The sequence below is a fragment of the Neorhizobium sp. IRS_2294 genome (genome assembly GCF_050500145.1).
Taxonomy (GTDB): Bacteria; Pseudomonadota; Alphaproteobacteria; order Rhizobiales; family Rhizobiaceae; genus Neorhizobium; species Neorhizobium soli.
The window spans coordinates 214,959-229,855 of sequence record NZ_CP191439.1 but is presented as its reverse complement, the minus strand read 5'-3'; the positions used below and the strand labels follow the sequence as shown (position 1 = coordinate 229,855).

Genomic DNA, 14,897 nt, shown 5'->3' with positions numbered 1-14,897 from the left:
CGGCATGGCACCTTGCCCCGATCAAAGGGGCAGGCATGAGCATTCTCGAAACAGGCGATTTTCGCGAGCGTATTCGCCAGAGTTTTGACCGGCAGGGCGCAATGGCAATGCTCGATGCGGAGCTCACCCGGGTCGAGCAGGCGATGATCGAGATCGAGCTGCCCTATAGCGAGAAGCTGACCCAACAGCATGGCTTTCTGCATGCCGGCGTGATTTCCGCGGCCCTCGACACAGCCTGCATCTATGCCGCCTACACGACGATCGCGCCTGACGCCTCGATCCTGACGATCGAGTTCAAGGTGAACCTGCTATCGCCCGGTCGTGGAGAGCGCTTTCTGTTTCGCGGCGAAATCACCAAGCCGGGGTCGACGATCATCGTTGCGGACGGGCGCGGTTATGCGATCGGTGACGGCCCGGCAAAACTCATTGCGTCCATGACCGCATCGATGATGGTCATCCGCGGCAGGCAGGATATCGTCGGATGAATTTCGAACTTAAGGCAGTTTCTGGCAGGCAGATCATGTTCGTCATGGCCGTCGATGCCGAATATGGTCCGCATCTCAAAACCCGTATCAAGCCGCTGATGACCGGTGTAGGCCCGGTGGAGGCAGCGGTCATGCTGTCGCGTGCACTGACACGGCTGGAGGTGGAAAGCCGGTTGCCGGATCTGGTCGTCTCACTCGGGTCCGCCGGCTCGCGCAGTCTCGAGCAGACGGAGGTCTACCAGGTATCCTCCGTTGCCTATCGCGACATGGACGCTTCCCCGCTCGGTTTCGAAAAGGGCCGCACGCCGTTTCTCGATCACCCGGCGATCGTTCCGATGCCGCTGCGCATTCCCGGCATCGCGGAAGCGTCGCTTTCGACGGGCGGCAATATCGTTTCAGGATCGGCTTATGATCTCGTGGCCGCCGATATGGTGGACATGGAGACCTTTGCGGTGCAGCGATGCTGTCAGCTTTTCGGTCTTCCTCTGGTCGGCCTGCGGGGCATTTCGGACGGCAAGGCAGAGCTGAAGCATGTTGACAACTGGACGGAATATCTCCATGTGATCGACGAGAAGCTTGCCGCGGTTATCGACCGGCTTGAAAACGCCCTCGAAAGCGGCGATTTGGCGCTCTGACGCAGTTGCACAAAAGCCAGTTTTTCTCTAAAGGCTCGCCATGACCCAGACAACGCCCTTGGTAGCTCATCCCGACAGCATTCTCATCATCGATTTCGGCAGCCAGGTGACGCAGCTGATTGCGCGCCGCGTGCGCGAAGCGGGTGTGTATTGCGAGATCCACCCGTTTCAGAGTGCATCGGACGCCTTCGACAGGATGGCGCCGAAGGGCGTGATCTTTTCCGGCGGCCCGGCATCGGTCACGACAGAGGGTAGCCCGCGCGCGCCGCAGGCCGTGTTCGACAGCGGCGTTCCGATCCTTGGCATCTGCTACGGCCAGCAGACGCTGGCAACCCAGCTCGGCGGCGTCGTCGAGGGTGGCCATGCCGCGGAATTCGGTCGCGCCGATGTCGAAATCAAGAAATCCAGCCCGCTGTTTGATGGTTTCTGGGAACAGGGCGGACGCTATCCGGTGTGGATGAGCCACGGCGACCGCGTTACGCAGTTGCCCGATGGCTTCGAAGTCATCGCCACATCCGAAAACGCGCCGTTCGCGATCGCTGCCGACGAGAGCCGCCGCTATTACACGACGATGTTCCATCCGGAAGTGGTGCACACGCCAGATGGCGCCAAGCTCTTGTCCAATTTCGTGCACAAGATCGTCGGCCTGAAATCCGACTGGACCATGGCGGCCTACAAGGCCGAAATGATCCGCAAGATCCAGGAACAGGTGGGCACCGAGCGCGTCATCTGCGGCCTCTCCGGCGGCGTTGACTCGTCCGTTGCCGCTATTCTGATCCACGAGGCAATCGGCGACCAGCTGACCTGCATCTATGTCGACCACGGCCTGATGCGTCAGGGCGAGACCGAACAGGTCGTCGGCATGTTCCGTGACGCCTATAACATCCCGCTCGTGGCCGTGGATGCATCCGACCTGTTCCTGACGCAGCTGGCCGGCGTTTCCGACCCTGAGGTCAAGCGCAAGACGATCGGCCGCCTGTTCATCGAGGTTTTCGAATCGGAAGCCGCCAAGATCGCGTCCGACGGCAAGGGCGCTCCGCGCTTCCTCGCACAGGGCACGCTCTATCCTGACGTCATCGAGAGCGTTTCGTTCTCCGGCGGCCCGTCGGTCACCATCAAGAGCCACCACAATGTTGGCGGCCTTCCAGAGCGCATGAACATGCAGCTGGTGGAGCCGCTGCGCGAACTGTTCAAGGACGAAGTCCGCGCTCTGGGTCGTGAACTCGGCCTGCCGGAAAGCTTTATCGGCCGCCACCCGTTCCCGGGCCCAGGCCTTGCCATCCGCTGCCCGGGTGGGATTACCCGCGAAAAGCTCGATATCCTGCGCAAGGCGGATGCGATCTATCTCGACGAAATCCGCAAGGCCGGTCTCTACGACACGATCTGGCAGGCATTCGCGGTGCTGCTGCCGGTCCAGACCGTCGGCGTGATGGGCGACTACCGCACCTATGACTTCGTCTGTGCACTCCGCGCCGTGACCTCCGTCGATGGCATGACAGCGGACTTCTATCCCTACGACATGAACTTCCTTGGCCGTGCGGCAACCCGCATCATCAACGAAGTGCGCGGCATCAACCGCGTCGTCTACGACGTAACCAGCAAGCCGCCCGGCACGATCGAGTGGGAATAGGCCTTTAGTGACCGGCCGCATCACTCAGCGGCCTGTCACCTCTCAATCCCTTCCCGGATATCCCTATGCTCCGCAGCCTCTATGACTGGACGATGGCGCTCAGCGCCCGCAAGTCCGCAAGCGTTTGGCTTGCGGTCATCGCTTTCGTCGAAAGCTCCGTCTTTCTGGTGCCGGCGGATGTGCTGTTTCTGCCCATGGCGCTCGCAAGGCCCGAGCGCGCCTGGCGCTACGCCCTGATCGCCACGACATTTTCGGTGCTGGGTGGCATTGCCGGCTGGTGGATCGGGTATTTCGCGTTCGATGCGATCGCCGTGCCGATCCTCGAATTCTGGGGCAAGCTCGATACGTTCAACGAGCTGAAATCCGGCATCACCTACGAGACGATCCTGCTGATGCTGGTGACCTCAGGCTTTGCGCATCTGCCACCGATCAAGGTGGTCACGATCCTGTCCGGTGCCGTGCATGTCAACATCTGGCTGTTCATCGCGGCGGCCGTGTTGACCCGCGGAGCCCGCTTCTTTCTCCTGGCATGGCTCCTGCGTCGCCATGGCGAGAGCATCCGCCACTTCATCGAGAAGCGGCTCGGGAAGCTGGCACTGATCGGCGCCGTCGTGCTGATCGCCGTCTATTGCGCCTACAAGATGCTGATGAGCTGAGTTGGCGCGACGCCAGCTCGTCTATGCTATCAGGCAGCGTGGGCGCGCCTGGCCTAGTATCATTATTTTTGCGGGGAAGTTTGTGGCTTGATCGCCTATTGGCTTTCGAAACAAGCCATGCGTTTAGCGGGATGGTGACCTGCTCTGGCTGAAGGGCTCCGCCGGGTCATATCATCAGTGCCTATCGTGTGGCGAAGGATACCGCCACACATGTCCGGCAGGAGCTTTCCCGCCGGGCGGTCTTTGGAAGTATGATTAGCGAACCTTGCGGAAAGCCTGGGGATCGATGCCGAGGATCTCGAGGTCACGGGCCTGCGGACGACGGTTGTTCTCGACAGCAGCGGATGCGGAGACGGCAGCGCCGAACAGTGCAAATGCACGACCGAATGCGCCAACGCGGTTCTTGATAGATGCAGACATTTGATCTCTCCTTGTGATGTTCCTAAAATAGGCTGCACATTGTGCCTATACAATCGACAAGCTCACAGAGGAGGCATGCGCCAATCACATGACACGGACCTCACTGCATCCATGTCTTGCCTAACCCGAGGTGTGGTTGCTATCGATCGTCATCAAGCGAAGAGGTTCTCATGGCGATCACCATCTATGGCATCAAGAACTGCGACACGATGAAGAAGGCCCGCGCCTGGCTGGACGAGAAGGGCGTTGCCTATGTCTTCCACGACTACAAGGCGCTCGGTATCGACCGCGATCATCTTGACGACTGGACGGCGCGCGCCGGGTGGGAACAGGTGCTGAACCGCGCAGGCACCACGTTCAAGAAGCTGCCCGAGACCGACAAGCTGGATCTCGACCGGGAGAAGGCGATCGCGCTGATGGCAGCTCAGCCTTCGATGATCAAGCGGCCCATACTGGAAGCGGATGGAAAACTGATTGTCGGCTTCAAACCGGAACGTTACGCCGCGACATTCACCGAGACCTGAATTCCATGTCCAAGGCGACCCGCGCAACCGAAGTGCTCGATAAGGCTGGTGTGAGCTTCACGACGGTCACCTACGACTATGATCCCAACGCCGAACGCATCGGCCTTCAGGCAGCCGAGGCGATCGGCGAAGAGCCTTGCCGTGTCCTGAAGACGTTGATGGCGGAGGTGGACGGCAAGGCGGTCTGCGTTGTCATCCCGTCCGATAGAGAAGTCTCGATGAAGAAGCTTGCGGCGGCCTTCGGCGGCAAGTCTGCGTCCATGATGAAACCGGCTGATGCCGAACGGATAACCGGTTATCGTGTCGGCGGCATCAGCCCGTTCGGACAGAGGAAGCTCGTCCCGACGGCCATCGAAGCGACGGCTCTCGAAGAGGTCCATGTTTTCATCAATGGTGGCCAGCGAGGGCTTCAGGTTCGTCTTGCCCCAAAAGACGCACAATCGGCATTGAAAGCGATAGCCGCGGCCCTTGTTGCGTGAAGCAAGGGGACTATGATCGTGACCGATCGACTTCAAATCCAGCTCAGTCACCCTAAGTCGTGTCAGCAGATATTCCAAGAACAGAGGCCATTATGACAATCGTGCCGAATTTCCAGACCGCCATCGATCCGCAGAAACTCGAAAAGCTTGCCGAAGTGGCGGTCAAGGTTGGCCTTGGGCTCGCGAAGAACCAGGATCTCGTCATCACGGCGCCGATTGCGGCCTTGCCGCTGGTGCGGTTCCTGACCCGCCACGCCTATAAGGCCGGTGCCGGTCTGGTCTCCACGTTCTATTCCGACGAGGAGGCGACGCTTGCGCGCTACGAGTTTGCGCCCGATGCGAGTTTCGACAAGGCCTCGGACTGGCTCTACGAGGGCATGGCGAAGGCCTATGCCAATGGTGCCGCGCGTCTGGCGATCTCCGGCGACAACCCGATGATGCTCTCCGAACAGGATCCGTCCAAAGTTGCGCGGGCCAACAAGGCCAATTCGATGGCCTACAAGCCGGCGCTCGAGAAGATCGCCAATTTCGACATCAACTGGAATATCATTTCCTACCCCAACCCGGCTTGGGCGCGGCAGGTGTTTCCGGATGTGCCGGAAGAGGTGGCGGTGCGCAAGCTGGCCGACGCGATCTTTGCCGCCTCCCGCGTCGATCTCGACGACCCCGTCGCTGCCTGGGCATCGCACAATGCAAACCTCAAGAAGCGCTCAACTTGGCTGAACGGCGAGCGTTTTTCGGCGCTTCATTTCACCGGCCCCGGCACTGATCTCACGGTCGGCCTGGCTGATGGCCATGAATGGCACGGAGGGGCGTCAGTCGCGAAAAACGGCATCACCTGCAATCCGAATATCCCGACCGAAGAAGTGTTCACCACGCCCCATGCGCTGAAGGTGGAAGGCTATGTTTCCAGCACCAAGCCGCTGTCGCATCAGGGCACGTTGATCGACGATATCAGGGTTAAGTTCGAGGGTGGCCGCATCGTCGAGGCAAGTGCCGCCAAGGGCGGGGAAGTGCTGAGCCGGGTTCTCAATACGGATGCGGGTGCTCGCCGGCTGGGCGAAGTGGCCCTGGTGCCGCATTCCTCGCCGATTTCGGCAAGCGGCATCCTGTTCTACAACACGCTGTTCGACGAAAACGCGTCGTGCCATATCGCGCTGGGCCAGTGCTATTCGAAATGCTTCCTCGATGGAGCTTCACTGACGCCGGAGCAGATCAGGACGCAGGGCGGCAATTCGAGCCTCATCCACATCGACTGGATGATCGGATCCGACAAGGTGGATATCGACGGCATCAGGGCCGATGGTTCCAAGGTGCCCGTTATGCGCGCCGGCGAATGGGCCTGACCCACGAGACGCGAGGCCCGGGTTTGCCGGGCCTTTGCCACTATCAACGGTAATAGACGACCTTGCCGCCATTGGCAGCAGTTTCCACCGACAGGACGTTGTGGACCGCAATGCCGCGGGCTTCGAGCGAGCGCATCAGGCTGCTGTCGGCACTGACTTCCGCCTGGGCCCGGCGCATGATGAAGTCGTTGCCGGAACCCGACCACTCGGAATACCCGTCCTTGCGGCTGGTGAGCGAGCCGGACTGGATGGCGATGACGTTGTCGTCATAGGCCTTGCCGAAGATGATCTCCGATGCCCTCGTCTGTCCGGCCAGTGCCGGAGTGCCGAAAGCTGCCGCCGAGAGGATCAGCAACGAGGTCGCGAATGCTTTTTTCATGGCCATGGTCTCCGTTTGCAACTGCCGAGGAAACGCAGCTTGCAACGCCGTGTTCCGCTAAGGTCTCTTCAAGAGAAGATAGGAAGTCTTGGCGGAGATTTGAATGGCGCTGTCGCCCAAGGGTTAGAACAGCGTGCCCTGCTTGGCAGGCTCTTCGGCTGCTTCCGGCCTCGGCAGCTTCTTTTTCGACTGAGAAGGCCGTGCGGCAGATGACGGATCTTCGGTTGGGGCCTCGCCGCCCGTGACGGCCGAGATACGGCCGTCGGCGAATTCGACGGAAATCGCCCGGCCCTCGCCAATGCCGGCGGCCCGTGTCAGGGGGTGGTTGTTCTCATCGCGGATGACGGCAAAACCGCGTTGCAGGACGTTCTTGTAGGACAGCGACTGCAGGACGCGATCCTGCGCCGAGATGGCCGAACGGCTGCGCGCGAGCGTGTGCGACATAGCGGTATCGGCATGGCGCCCGAACGATACGAGATGTTGACGCTCGCGCTGGATCTGGCCGAGCAGCCGCGCGGGCAGAGATTTCAGCGACGCTTCGAAACGCGACAGACGCCCGCGTTCGCTCAACGCTCTTCTCTCCAGGCAACGATCGGCCCGTAGCAGCCGGTCGTTCAAAGCCTGGCGTTGTTGCTGGAGCCTGCCCGTCAGGAGATCGAGGCGCAGACCGGACGAGACACGCTCGAACGCGCGGCGCTTGACGACCGTCGTGCGCTCCAGCCCGCGGCCGAGGCCAGCCGCGGCTTCATCGAACCGTCGGCGCGGAAGTGCCAGCAGCTGGTCGAGCGACGGAAGCGCGCGGACGAGCGCCCGCAGCGACTGTTTGCGGTGGTCCATCTGGCGCGCTGCGCAGCCCCGCAGTCGGGCGGCCAGGCTGGCGAGCTGAGCTTCGAGATCCGCCTTCACGGGAACAGCCATTTCGGCGGCGCCTGTCGGCGTCGGTGCGCGAACATCGGCGGCGTGATCGAGGAGCGTCCAGTCGGTCTCGTGGCCCACGGCCGAGATCAGCGGTATCCGGCTTTCGGCTGCAGCGCGCACGACGATCTCGTCGTTGAAGCTCCAGAGATCTTCCAGACTGCCGCCACCGCGGCCGACGATCAGCACATCTGGTCTTCGGATGGCGTCACCTGGCCCGAGCGCGTTGAACCCGCGGATGGCAGCGGCGACTTCCTCGCCGGACCCCTCGCCCTGAACCTTGACGGGCCATAGGACCACATGGACGGGAAAGCGATCGGAAATGCGGTGCAGGATATCGCGGATGACGGCGCCGGTTGGCGAGGTCACCACGCCGATGACACGCGGCAGATAAGGCAGGGGCTGCTTGCGGTCCTGATCGAACAGGCCTTCGGCACCGAGCTTGCGGCGGCGCTCCTCAAGCAGCGCCATGAGCGCGCCGGCGCCTGCCGGCTCGAGGTTTTCGATGACGATCTGATATTTCGACGAGCCTGGAAATGTGGTGATCTTGCCGGTCGCGATCACTTCCATGCCTTCTTCCGGCCGGAACCGCAGGCGCGAGAAGGTGCCCTTCCAGATGACCGCATCAATGCGCGAGCGGTCGTCCTTCAGCGAGAAATAGGCATGACCGGAAGAGTGCGGACCGCGATAACCGGAAATTTCTCCCCTCACCCGCACATGATCGAACGCATTTTCCATCGTGCGCTTGATTGAGCCGGAAAGCTCCGACACGGAAAATTCGGTGAGGTTCGTCGGCGATTCTTGGGCGATAGGGCTCGTCATGCCCTTTGTTCTAACCGAAGGCTGCGCCGATTTCATCCGTCTTTCCGGATCATCCGACGCTTAATCTCGCGCTAGTCTCGAACAACCCGATAGATCATGAACCCATCCAGCGGGCCTGTGGCCACAGGCTGCAGGTATGGTGGCACGTCACTCCGGGCGAGCGCGGCATAGAGGCCGTCAGGTTTCATCGCGATCAGCCGCTCGGTCTGCGGATCGCTCTTGCAGAAGGTGAGAGCCGTGACACCGGCACCATCGATAAAGGCCTTGGATTCGGCCGGTTGCGCGAGGCCGATATGCAGTTCGGTCAGCATGCCGCCCTGATTGCGGTGATAGGGCGCGGACAATGCACGATGTCGCGTGAAGCGAATGATCTCCGCGCCGCTGTTGGAGGGAGAAGCGATAACGCCGACCGGAAGGGCATTCAGCGCGGACCATGTCTGCGGCCCGCCGCATTCTCCTTCTTCACCTGCGTTATCGGTGGAGAGGATATTGAGGTCGACGGCGCCGACGCCCTCTTTCACGAGAATGCCCACGACGCCCCAGACGACCGGAACGGACGCGAGGACCGTGACGATATAGGCCGCGGCAAGACCTGGATTGTTGCGGTCCGCATTGGCCCGGACGCGGATATCGGCGATCAGCAGAGACAGCGGCAGGATGCTGAGGAGGTTGGAAAAGATCGTCCCGCGCACCTGAATGGCAGCGACGGCGAAGGAAACCAGGAGCAGAACGAGAAGCACGACGTGGGTTTCGACCTTGCTGCGGCAGGCGATGCGGGCAACGCAGACGAGAATGGCGAAAAGGCCCACGGCATAGAAGCCGCCGACGAGCTCGGGCGTGTCGCGCATTTCAGCCACGATCGAGCGTGCCTCGGATACGCCGTTCAGCCAGAGTTCGACAAGCAGCGGATCAAGGTTTGCCAGCGGATTGCCGAGGCATTCCGGCGCAATTGCGCGGGCTGCGGCAAGAAGGGCGACGCCGGCGACCGCCAGCATGGCGAAACGCAGCAACCGTTTATCGGGCAAGGGCAGGCTTGCCAGAATGAACAGGCCGGCGCCACCGATTGCCGTCAGCGAATAAAAGCCGAAGGAAAGATTATCGCAGGTGACGACCGCATAGCGATAGGGTGGCACGGTCGCGAAAAAGGCGGCGGAGATCGCAAGCGTGAGGCAGAGGCCGAAGGCCCTGGCGGCCCCGGCGAACGACCTGCCGTGCCAGGCCCATTGCAGCACGACGCAGATGCAGGCGGCCGCGACGAAAGGGACCGTTTCGGCACCGACGGCGATCGCCAGCGCCGCCGCAATGCCGGCGACGGCATAGCTTGACCGGCGATACTGCGGATCGACCAGCATGGCAGTGACCCACATGGCAAGCGCCAGCTGGACGTTATGATGATCGAGCGCGCCCGGCTGGAACTTGATGTTGGTGAAAACGAAGATCGCGCCGATGCCGAGCGCCAGATGCAGGGTGACCACGCCGCCGATCCGGCGGCCGGCAAGGCCGAGCGGGACGAACAGGAGGAAGGAGACGAAAATCGGCCAGACTGTTGCCGCGACACCTTCGGCCAGCGGCATTGCCATGAACAGCGAGAAGAACTTGATCAGTGCCGCGATCGGCAGGTCGACCAGCCGCGACCAGTGCATGAGCGTGCCGTCGGCAAGGCCGAGCCGGTACTGCGTCATGTCGAACCAGCCCTGGCCGCCGAGGAGATCGCGGACTTCAACCAGCCGCATGATGTCGTCGTTGTCGGCACCGATCAGATCGGTCGCGGTGGGCAGCTTGATGACAAGGGCCATGATCGAGATTGCAAGCCAGTAGATCATCACCACGGGCGCAAGCCTCGACGATATCGCACCGCGCCCGCTAACGACCTGCATGTCTTCCCCACCTCCGACCATGATTTCCGGGGCTTTCGCATTTTCGCCCCGAAATATTCCAGCCCGAAACCTAGCCTTAACCTTCCCAAGAAATAGTAAAGCGGTGAAGCGGCGTGTGCCGTCTGCGGTCTTCTTTGTATCGAGTGAAAACCATGACCGATGCCCTGACGGGTGATCTGAAGATCGCCGTTCTTCTGCCCTGCTACAACGAAGCATCGACGATCGAAGCGGTGGTAAATGGCTTCCGGCAGGCCCTGCCGGATGCCCACATCTACGTCTACGACAACAATTCGACCGACGGCACCGCGCTGAAAGCAATGCTGGCCGGCGCCGAGGTGATGCGCGAACGGCGCCAGGGCAAAGGCCATGTGGTGCGCCGCATGTTTGCCGATATCGACGCCGACATCTATCTGATGGCGGATGGTGACGGCACCTATTCTCCAAAAGACGCGGAAGAGCTGATCCGCACGCTCCTGACCGAGCGCGCCGACATGGTTGTCGGCACCCGCCGCGGCGTTCATGCGGATGCCGGACGCCAGGGCCATGCGACCGGCAATCGGCTGTTCAACATTCTCTACCGGACGATCTTCGGACGCGACTTCACCGATATCTTTTCCGGTTACCGCGCCTTCTCGCGTCGCTTCGTCAAAAGCTTTCCGGCCGTGTCCGGCGGGTTCGAGATCGAGACGGAAATGTCGGTGCATGCATCGCGTCTGAAACTGCCGATCTGCGAGATTGAGCTGGATTACGGACGGCGTCCGGAAGGATCGCATTCCAAGCTTTCGACCTTCCGCGATGGCGCGAAGATACTCTGGATGTTTGCAATGCTGATGAAGGAAACACGGCCCTTCGCATTCTTCGGCACGATCAGCGCTGCCTTCATGGCGGCAAGCCTCGCCTTCATGGCGCCGGTGCTGGTCGAGTATTTCGAGACGGGCCTGGTCGAGCGGATGCCGACCTGGGTCTTCTCGCTGGTGCTGATGCTGATCTCGTTTCTGGTGTTCACGGCCGGGCTCATCCTCGATTCCCTATCGCGGGCACGGTCCGAGCAGTTGCGCATCCACTATATGAGCATGCCGGCTGGCTTGATCGCCACGGCGCCTGCCGTGGCCCCGGTCCAACAACCGAAGCGCCGCCGGAGCCGTGCTGCATGAACAGGGAAACTACCAACCGCATCCGCTTCGTCATTGAGGATCTGCTGCCGCCAATCCTGCGCGACTCGAGGCTTTTTCTCTGGCTCGCCAAGCGCGTCTGGGGCGAGCATATGTCCCATCTCGCCCGGTTCCGGGAACGCGCGCCGTTCCTGACCGCCGAGGAATATGCCGAGCTTTACCGCAACCATCCGCGCGTGCATGCGGGAACCGACAATTCCGCCGCCTGCATCCGACGGATCAACGCCATGGTCGAGGGCACAAGCGTTTGCGATGTGGGTTGCGGCACGGGATCGCTGCTTACCCATATGCGCGCCGCCCATCCGGATCTGCGCCGCCTGGTCGGCGTCGATTTCGTCGTCGACGATGCGGCCGACATCAAGGGTGTCGAGTATGTGGCCGCGAAGATCGAGAGCCTGCCTTTCGCCGACGGCGAGTTCGACACGGTCGTGTGCACGCACGTGATCGAGCACGTCCTCGACTACAAGCAGGCGATTACCGAACTGCGACGCATCGCGAAAAAGCGGTTGATCATTGTCGTCCCGCGCGAGCGGGAATACCGCTACACGTTCAACCCGCATTTCAACTTCTTCCCCTATACCTACGCTTTCCTGCGCGCCGTCCATCCGGTGCCGACGGTCTATGTGTGCGAGGATATCGGCCGCGACATCTTCTACAGCGAAGAGCGGTTAGGCTGAGGAATTCGTCTCATGTTCGCGTCGCTCACCCCCGTCACCTGGATCGGCCTTCTCGGCACGCCACTGCTGATCGCCATGGGCCAGGTTCTGTTCAAGATGACCAGCAATACGGCCGGGGATTTTTCGTTGCGCGGACTTACGGCGCTTGCCGCCAACCCGATCCTGATCGCGGCGTTGGCGCTTTACGGCTTCGGAACGATCGTCTGGATCTACGTCCTCAAATCCGTGCCTCTGACGATCGCCTATTCCTTCATGGGGCTGACCTTCTGTTTCGTGCCGCTGCTGGCGCATATCGTCTTCGGCGAACCGCTTACCCTGCGTTACGGGCTGGGAGCCGGACTGATCTTTGCCGGCCTCCTGGCGATCAACGGCTGAGGCCGGGCATGCGCACCGGGATCCGCCTCACCCTCCTGCTGCTTGTGCTGATCCTTGCCGATGGAGCGCTGCTGCTGGCCTTGACAAGGGTAGTCGACATGGGAGCGCTTGCGGCACGCCTTCTCTCGCTCGGGCTCGGGATTGCCGGGACGATCTTTTTGAACCGGCTCCTTCCGGCGCCGGTTGCGCTTGCCAAGCGGCCTGGCCTTCGACCTTTGTTGGCCGTCGTCGTTCTGCTCAGCTACGGGATCTTCGCCGTGTTGACGATCCGAGCGCAACAGGTCCAACCGCTGGCGCATTTTGGCGCGTCCTGGCTGGGAGCGGTGGCGTTCCTCATCGCCGGACTTTGGCGCATTCGCCGGTGGCGGGAAGAAGACTAGACCGTCTCCCAGCCGTCGGTTTCACCGGCGCGGTAGATCGCGTCGATGAAGCGCTGGTTGAGAAGCGAGTTCTCGAGCGTCACGATGTCTGCCGCCTCGCCCATGGCTGCCTTCGCGAAAGCTTCTGCCTGGCGGCGATACTGGCGGCTGTCGGGGAAGCGGAAGATCTGCGAGACGTTGTGCTTCTGGTTGGTGAGTTCGATCTCTTCGGCGCCCCAGCGGTCGGCATTGAAGGGAGACTTGACCTCGATCGTGCCCTCCGTGCCGTGGAAGACCATGAGCTGGCGGCTCGCCATCTGGGTAGAGATGTAGAAGCTCATTTCGAATGTCTCGAAGGCTGCCTTGACGCTTGCATAGATATCCGTGCCGAAATCCGGGTCGCGCTCCACCTTGGCCTGGACTCGAACCGGTTCTTTACCGGTGACAAAGCGGGTCGCGATCGTCGGATAGACGCCGATATCCGGCAGCGCGCCGCCGCCGAGTTCCGGGATGTTGCGCATGTTGTCAGGATCGCGGTTGAAATAGCTGAAGGCGCCCTGGACATGCTTGAGGTCGCCGATCGCGCCCTCCTTCAGAAGGTCGCGCACTTTGTGCCAGACGGGCGCATAGGTGACCATGAAGGCTTCGGAAATCAGGACGCTGTTGTCATCCCTTGCCGCTATCAGTCGCTCGATCTCGCTCGCCTTCAGCGCGATCGGCTTTTCGCAGAGAACATGCTTGCCGGCCTCAGCCGCCTTGATCGACCATTCCACATGCTGGCTGGTCGGCAGCGGGATATAGACGGCATCGATCATGTCGGAGGCCAGCATCTCGTCATAGGATCCGAACGCATGTGGCACGCCGAACCGGTCCGCAAATGCGCGCGCCTTGGCAATGTCACGGCTGGCAACGGCGCTGACCACGCAGTTTTCGGCGTCTAGCAGTGCGGGAACGACAGCGTCCCGTCCGATTTTCGCCGTCGACAGGATTCCAAAACGCAACATAGTAGTGCCTCCACACATTCACAGACAGTCATTGGGAGGCTAACCTAGGGCCGCTTGGTCGGGCGGGCAACTGTCGTTGTCGGCAGTGCTGAAACCTTGTGCCCGCTTGTCGGTTTGACAGTCGATCCAATCAGCCTAGTTTCATCCTTCAGCACTCATCGCTTCCCCACGTCATCTATCTGGAGACCATCATGGACATGCGCTTGCTCGGCCGTACCGGACTTTCCATCTCGCCCGTCGTTTTCGGCGGCAACGTGTTCGGCTGGACCGCGGACGAAAAAACCTCTTTCGAGATGCTGGACGCGTTCTTCGAGGCGGGGTTCAATACGATCGACACCGCCGACGTCTATTCCGCATGGGCGCCGGGACATCAGGGTGGCGAGAGCGAGACCGTGATCGGCAACTGGCTGAAGCGCGGCACGGTGGCCCGCGACAAGGCGGTTATCGTCACGAAGTTCGGTTACCCCACCATGGGCGACGACAAGAAGCTGAAGGCGAAGTGGGTGGTGGAAGCCGTCGAAAAATCCCTGCAGCGGTTGCAGACTGACTATATCGACCTCTACCTCTCGCATTTTCCCGATGACGATACGCCGCACGAAGAGACGCTTGGCGCTCTTGCGAAGCTGAAGGATGCCGGCAAGGTGCGCGCGATCGGCTGCTCGAACTTCAGTGCCGAACAGCTGCAGGCTTCTCTCGACGCTGCGGACAAAAACGGCTTGCCCCGTTACGATGTGCTGCAGCCGGAATACAATCTCTATACCCGCAAAAAGTTCGAAGGCCCGCTTGCGGACCTTTGCATCGCAAAGGATATCGGCGTCATCAGCTACTACGCGCTGGCGGCTGGCTTCCTGACGGGCAAGTATCGCAAGGCCGAAGATGCCGAAGGCAAGACGCGCGGCAATCGCATGCACGACTATATCAACGACCGGGGCCTGAAGGTGCTTGCAGCTCTGGACAAGGTTGCCGCGGAAACCGGCGAAAGCCTGGCTGCGATTTCGATTGCCTGGGTTGCCGCGCGGCCGGGCATTACCGCGCCGATCGCCAGCGCCACCAGCCTGAAGCAGCTCGAAGCAATCCTTGCGGCCGGCAGACTCACGCTCACCGACGCGCAGATGGCGCTGCTCAACGAGGCCGGTGCCTGA

17 protein-coding genes are annotated in these 14,897 nt (G+C 61.4%); 12 read left to right on the top strand and 5 right to left on the bottom strand.

What is annotated here, in order from left to right; genetic code table 11:
• Positions 1-35: 35 nt before the first annotated feature.
• The 4 genes from ACQY1K_RS01180 to ACQY1K_RS01165 all read left to right on the top strand — a co-directional run bounded on the left by ACQY1K_RS01180 (position 36) and on the right by ACQY1K_RS01165 (position 3,406).
• Positions 36-485 (top strand): PaaI family thioesterase, encoded by a 450-nt coding sequence (locus ACQY1K_RS01180; protein ID WP_430258086.1) that lies wholly within the window; start codon positions 36-38, stop codon positions 483-485.
• Positions 482-1,120 carry a 5'-methylthioadenosine/S-adenosylhomocysteine nucleosidase gene (locus ACQY1K_RS01175; protein WP_430258084.1) on the top strand — a complete coding sequence of 213 codons (639 nt, stop codon included), beginning with the start codon at positions 482-484 and terminating at the stop codon, positions 1,118-1,120. Before ACQY1K_RS01180 ends, ACQY1K_RS01175 begins: the two co-directional genes overlap by 4 nt.
• Before the next feature lie 40 nt (positions 1,121-1,160).
• Positions 1,161-2,750: a glutamine-hydrolyzing GMP synthase gene (gene guaA / locus ACQY1K_RS01170; protein WP_430258083.1), complete on the top strand. Its 1,590-nt coding sequence runs from the start codon at positions 1,161-1,163 to the stop codon at positions 2,748-2,750.
• 65 nt (positions 2,751-2,815) lie between these two features.
• Positions 2,816-3,406, top strand: a complete 591-nt coding sequence (locus ACQY1K_RS01165; RefSeq protein WP_430258082.1) for a YqaA family protein — start codon at positions 2,816-2,818, stop codon at positions 3,404-3,406.
• Between the two features lie 255 nt (positions 3,407-3,661).
• On the opposite strand, the gene ACQY1K_RS01160 is transcribed toward ACQY1K_RS01165, so the two are convergent.
• A complete protein-coding gene (locus ACQY1K_RS01160; protein WP_430258081.1) occupies positions 3,662-3,826 on the bottom strand; it encodes a hypothetical protein in 165 nt (54 codons plus the stop codon).
• A gap of 170 nt (positions 3,827-3,996) precedes the next feature.
• Between ACQY1K_RS01160 and ACQY1K_RS01155 the strand changes: the two genes are divergently transcribed.
• The 3 genes from ACQY1K_RS01155 (at position 3,997) to ACQY1K_RS01145 (ending at position 6,175) form a co-directional block, all read left to right on the top strand.
• Entirely contained in the window at positions 3,997-4,350 is a 354-nt protein-coding gene (locus ACQY1K_RS01155; protein ID WP_113109357.1) for an ArsC family reductase, read from the top strand.
• Between the two features lie 5 nt (positions 4,351-4,355).
• Positions 4,356-4,829, top strand: a complete 474-nt coding sequence (gene ybaK, locus ACQY1K_RS01150) for a Cys-tRNA(Pro) deacylase (protein ID WP_430258080.1) — start codon at positions 4,356-4,358, stop codon at positions 4,827-4,829.
• Between the two features lie 92 nt (positions 4,830-4,921).
• Positions 4,922-6,175, top strand: coding sequence for an aminopeptidase (locus ACQY1K_RS01145; protein WP_430258079.1), 1,254 nt, complete (start codon positions 4,922-4,924; stop codon positions 6,173-6,175).
• Between the two features lie 43 nt (positions 6,176-6,218).
• Here ACQY1K_RS01145 and ACQY1K_RS01140 read toward each other — a convergent pair whose 3' ends face one another.
• The 3 genes from ACQY1K_RS01140 to ACQY1K_RS01130 all read right to left on the bottom strand — a co-directional run bounded on the left by ACQY1K_RS01140 (position 6,219) and on the right by ACQY1K_RS01130 (position 10,168).
• Positions 6,219-6,554 (bottom strand): hypothetical protein, encoded by a 336-nt coding sequence (locus ACQY1K_RS01140; protein WP_430258078.1) that lies wholly within the window; start codon positions 6,552-6,554, stop codon positions 6,219-6,221.
• Positions 6,555-6,677: 123 nt separating this feature from the next.
• Positions 6,678-8,291: an exodeoxyribonuclease VII large subunit gene (xseA, locus tag ACQY1K_RS01135; RefSeq protein WP_430258076.1), complete on the bottom strand. Its 1,614-nt coding sequence runs from the start codon at positions 8,289-8,291 to the stop codon at positions 6,678-6,680.
• Positions 8,292-8,362: 71 nt separating this feature from the next.
• A complete protein-coding gene (locus tag ACQY1K_RS01130) occupies positions 8,363-10,168 on the bottom strand; it encodes a hypothetical protein (protein ID WP_430258074.1) in 1,806 nt (601 codons plus the stop codon).
• A gap of 152 nt (positions 10,169-10,320) precedes the next feature.
• Here ACQY1K_RS01130 and ACQY1K_RS01125 point away from each other — a divergent pair, with 152 nt between their 5' ends.
• Genes ACQY1K_RS01125 through ACQY1K_RS01110 form a run of 4 tightly spaced genes read left to right on the top strand, consistent with a single transcriptional unit; the run spans position 10,321 to position 12,772 of the window.
• Positions 10,321-11,322: a glycosyltransferase gene (locus ACQY1K_RS01125; protein ID WP_430258073.1), complete on the top strand. Its 1,002-nt coding sequence runs from the start codon at positions 10,321-10,323 to the stop codon at positions 11,320-11,322.
• Positions 11,319-12,017, top strand: a complete 699-nt coding sequence (locus ACQY1K_RS01120; protein WP_209902880.1) for a class I SAM-dependent methyltransferase — start codon at positions 11,319-11,321, stop codon at positions 12,015-12,017. The genes ACQY1K_RS01125 and ACQY1K_RS01120 overlap by 4 nt, the downstream gene beginning before the upstream one ends.
• Positions 12,018-12,029: 12 nt before the next feature.
• Positions 12,030-12,392: a transporter gene (locus ACQY1K_RS01115; RefSeq protein WP_192087644.1), complete on the top strand. Its 363-nt coding sequence runs from the start codon at positions 12,030-12,032 to the stop codon at positions 12,390-12,392.
• Between the two features lie 8 nt (positions 12,393-12,400).
• Complete coding sequence (locus tag ACQY1K_RS01110; protein WP_192087645.1) at positions 12,401-12,772, top strand: hypothetical protein; 372 nt, start codon at positions 12,401-12,403, stop codon at positions 12,770-12,772.
• On the opposite strand, the gene ACQY1K_RS01105 is transcribed toward ACQY1K_RS01110, so the two are convergent.
• Positions 12,769-13,755 (bottom strand): Gfo/Idh/MocA family protein, encoded by a 987-nt coding sequence (locus tag ACQY1K_RS01105; RefSeq protein ID WP_430255745.1) that lies wholly within the window; start codon positions 13,753-13,755, stop codon positions 12,769-12,771. The genes ACQY1K_RS01110 and ACQY1K_RS01105 overlap by 4 nt on opposite strands.
• A gap of 191 nt (positions 13,756-13,946) precedes the next feature.
• On the opposite strand from ACQY1K_RS01105, the gene ACQY1K_RS01100 reads away from it, so the two are divergent.
• A complete protein-coding gene (locus ACQY1K_RS01100; protein WP_430258071.1) occupies positions 13,947-14,897 on the top strand; it encodes an aldo/keto reductase in 951 nt (316 codons plus the stop codon).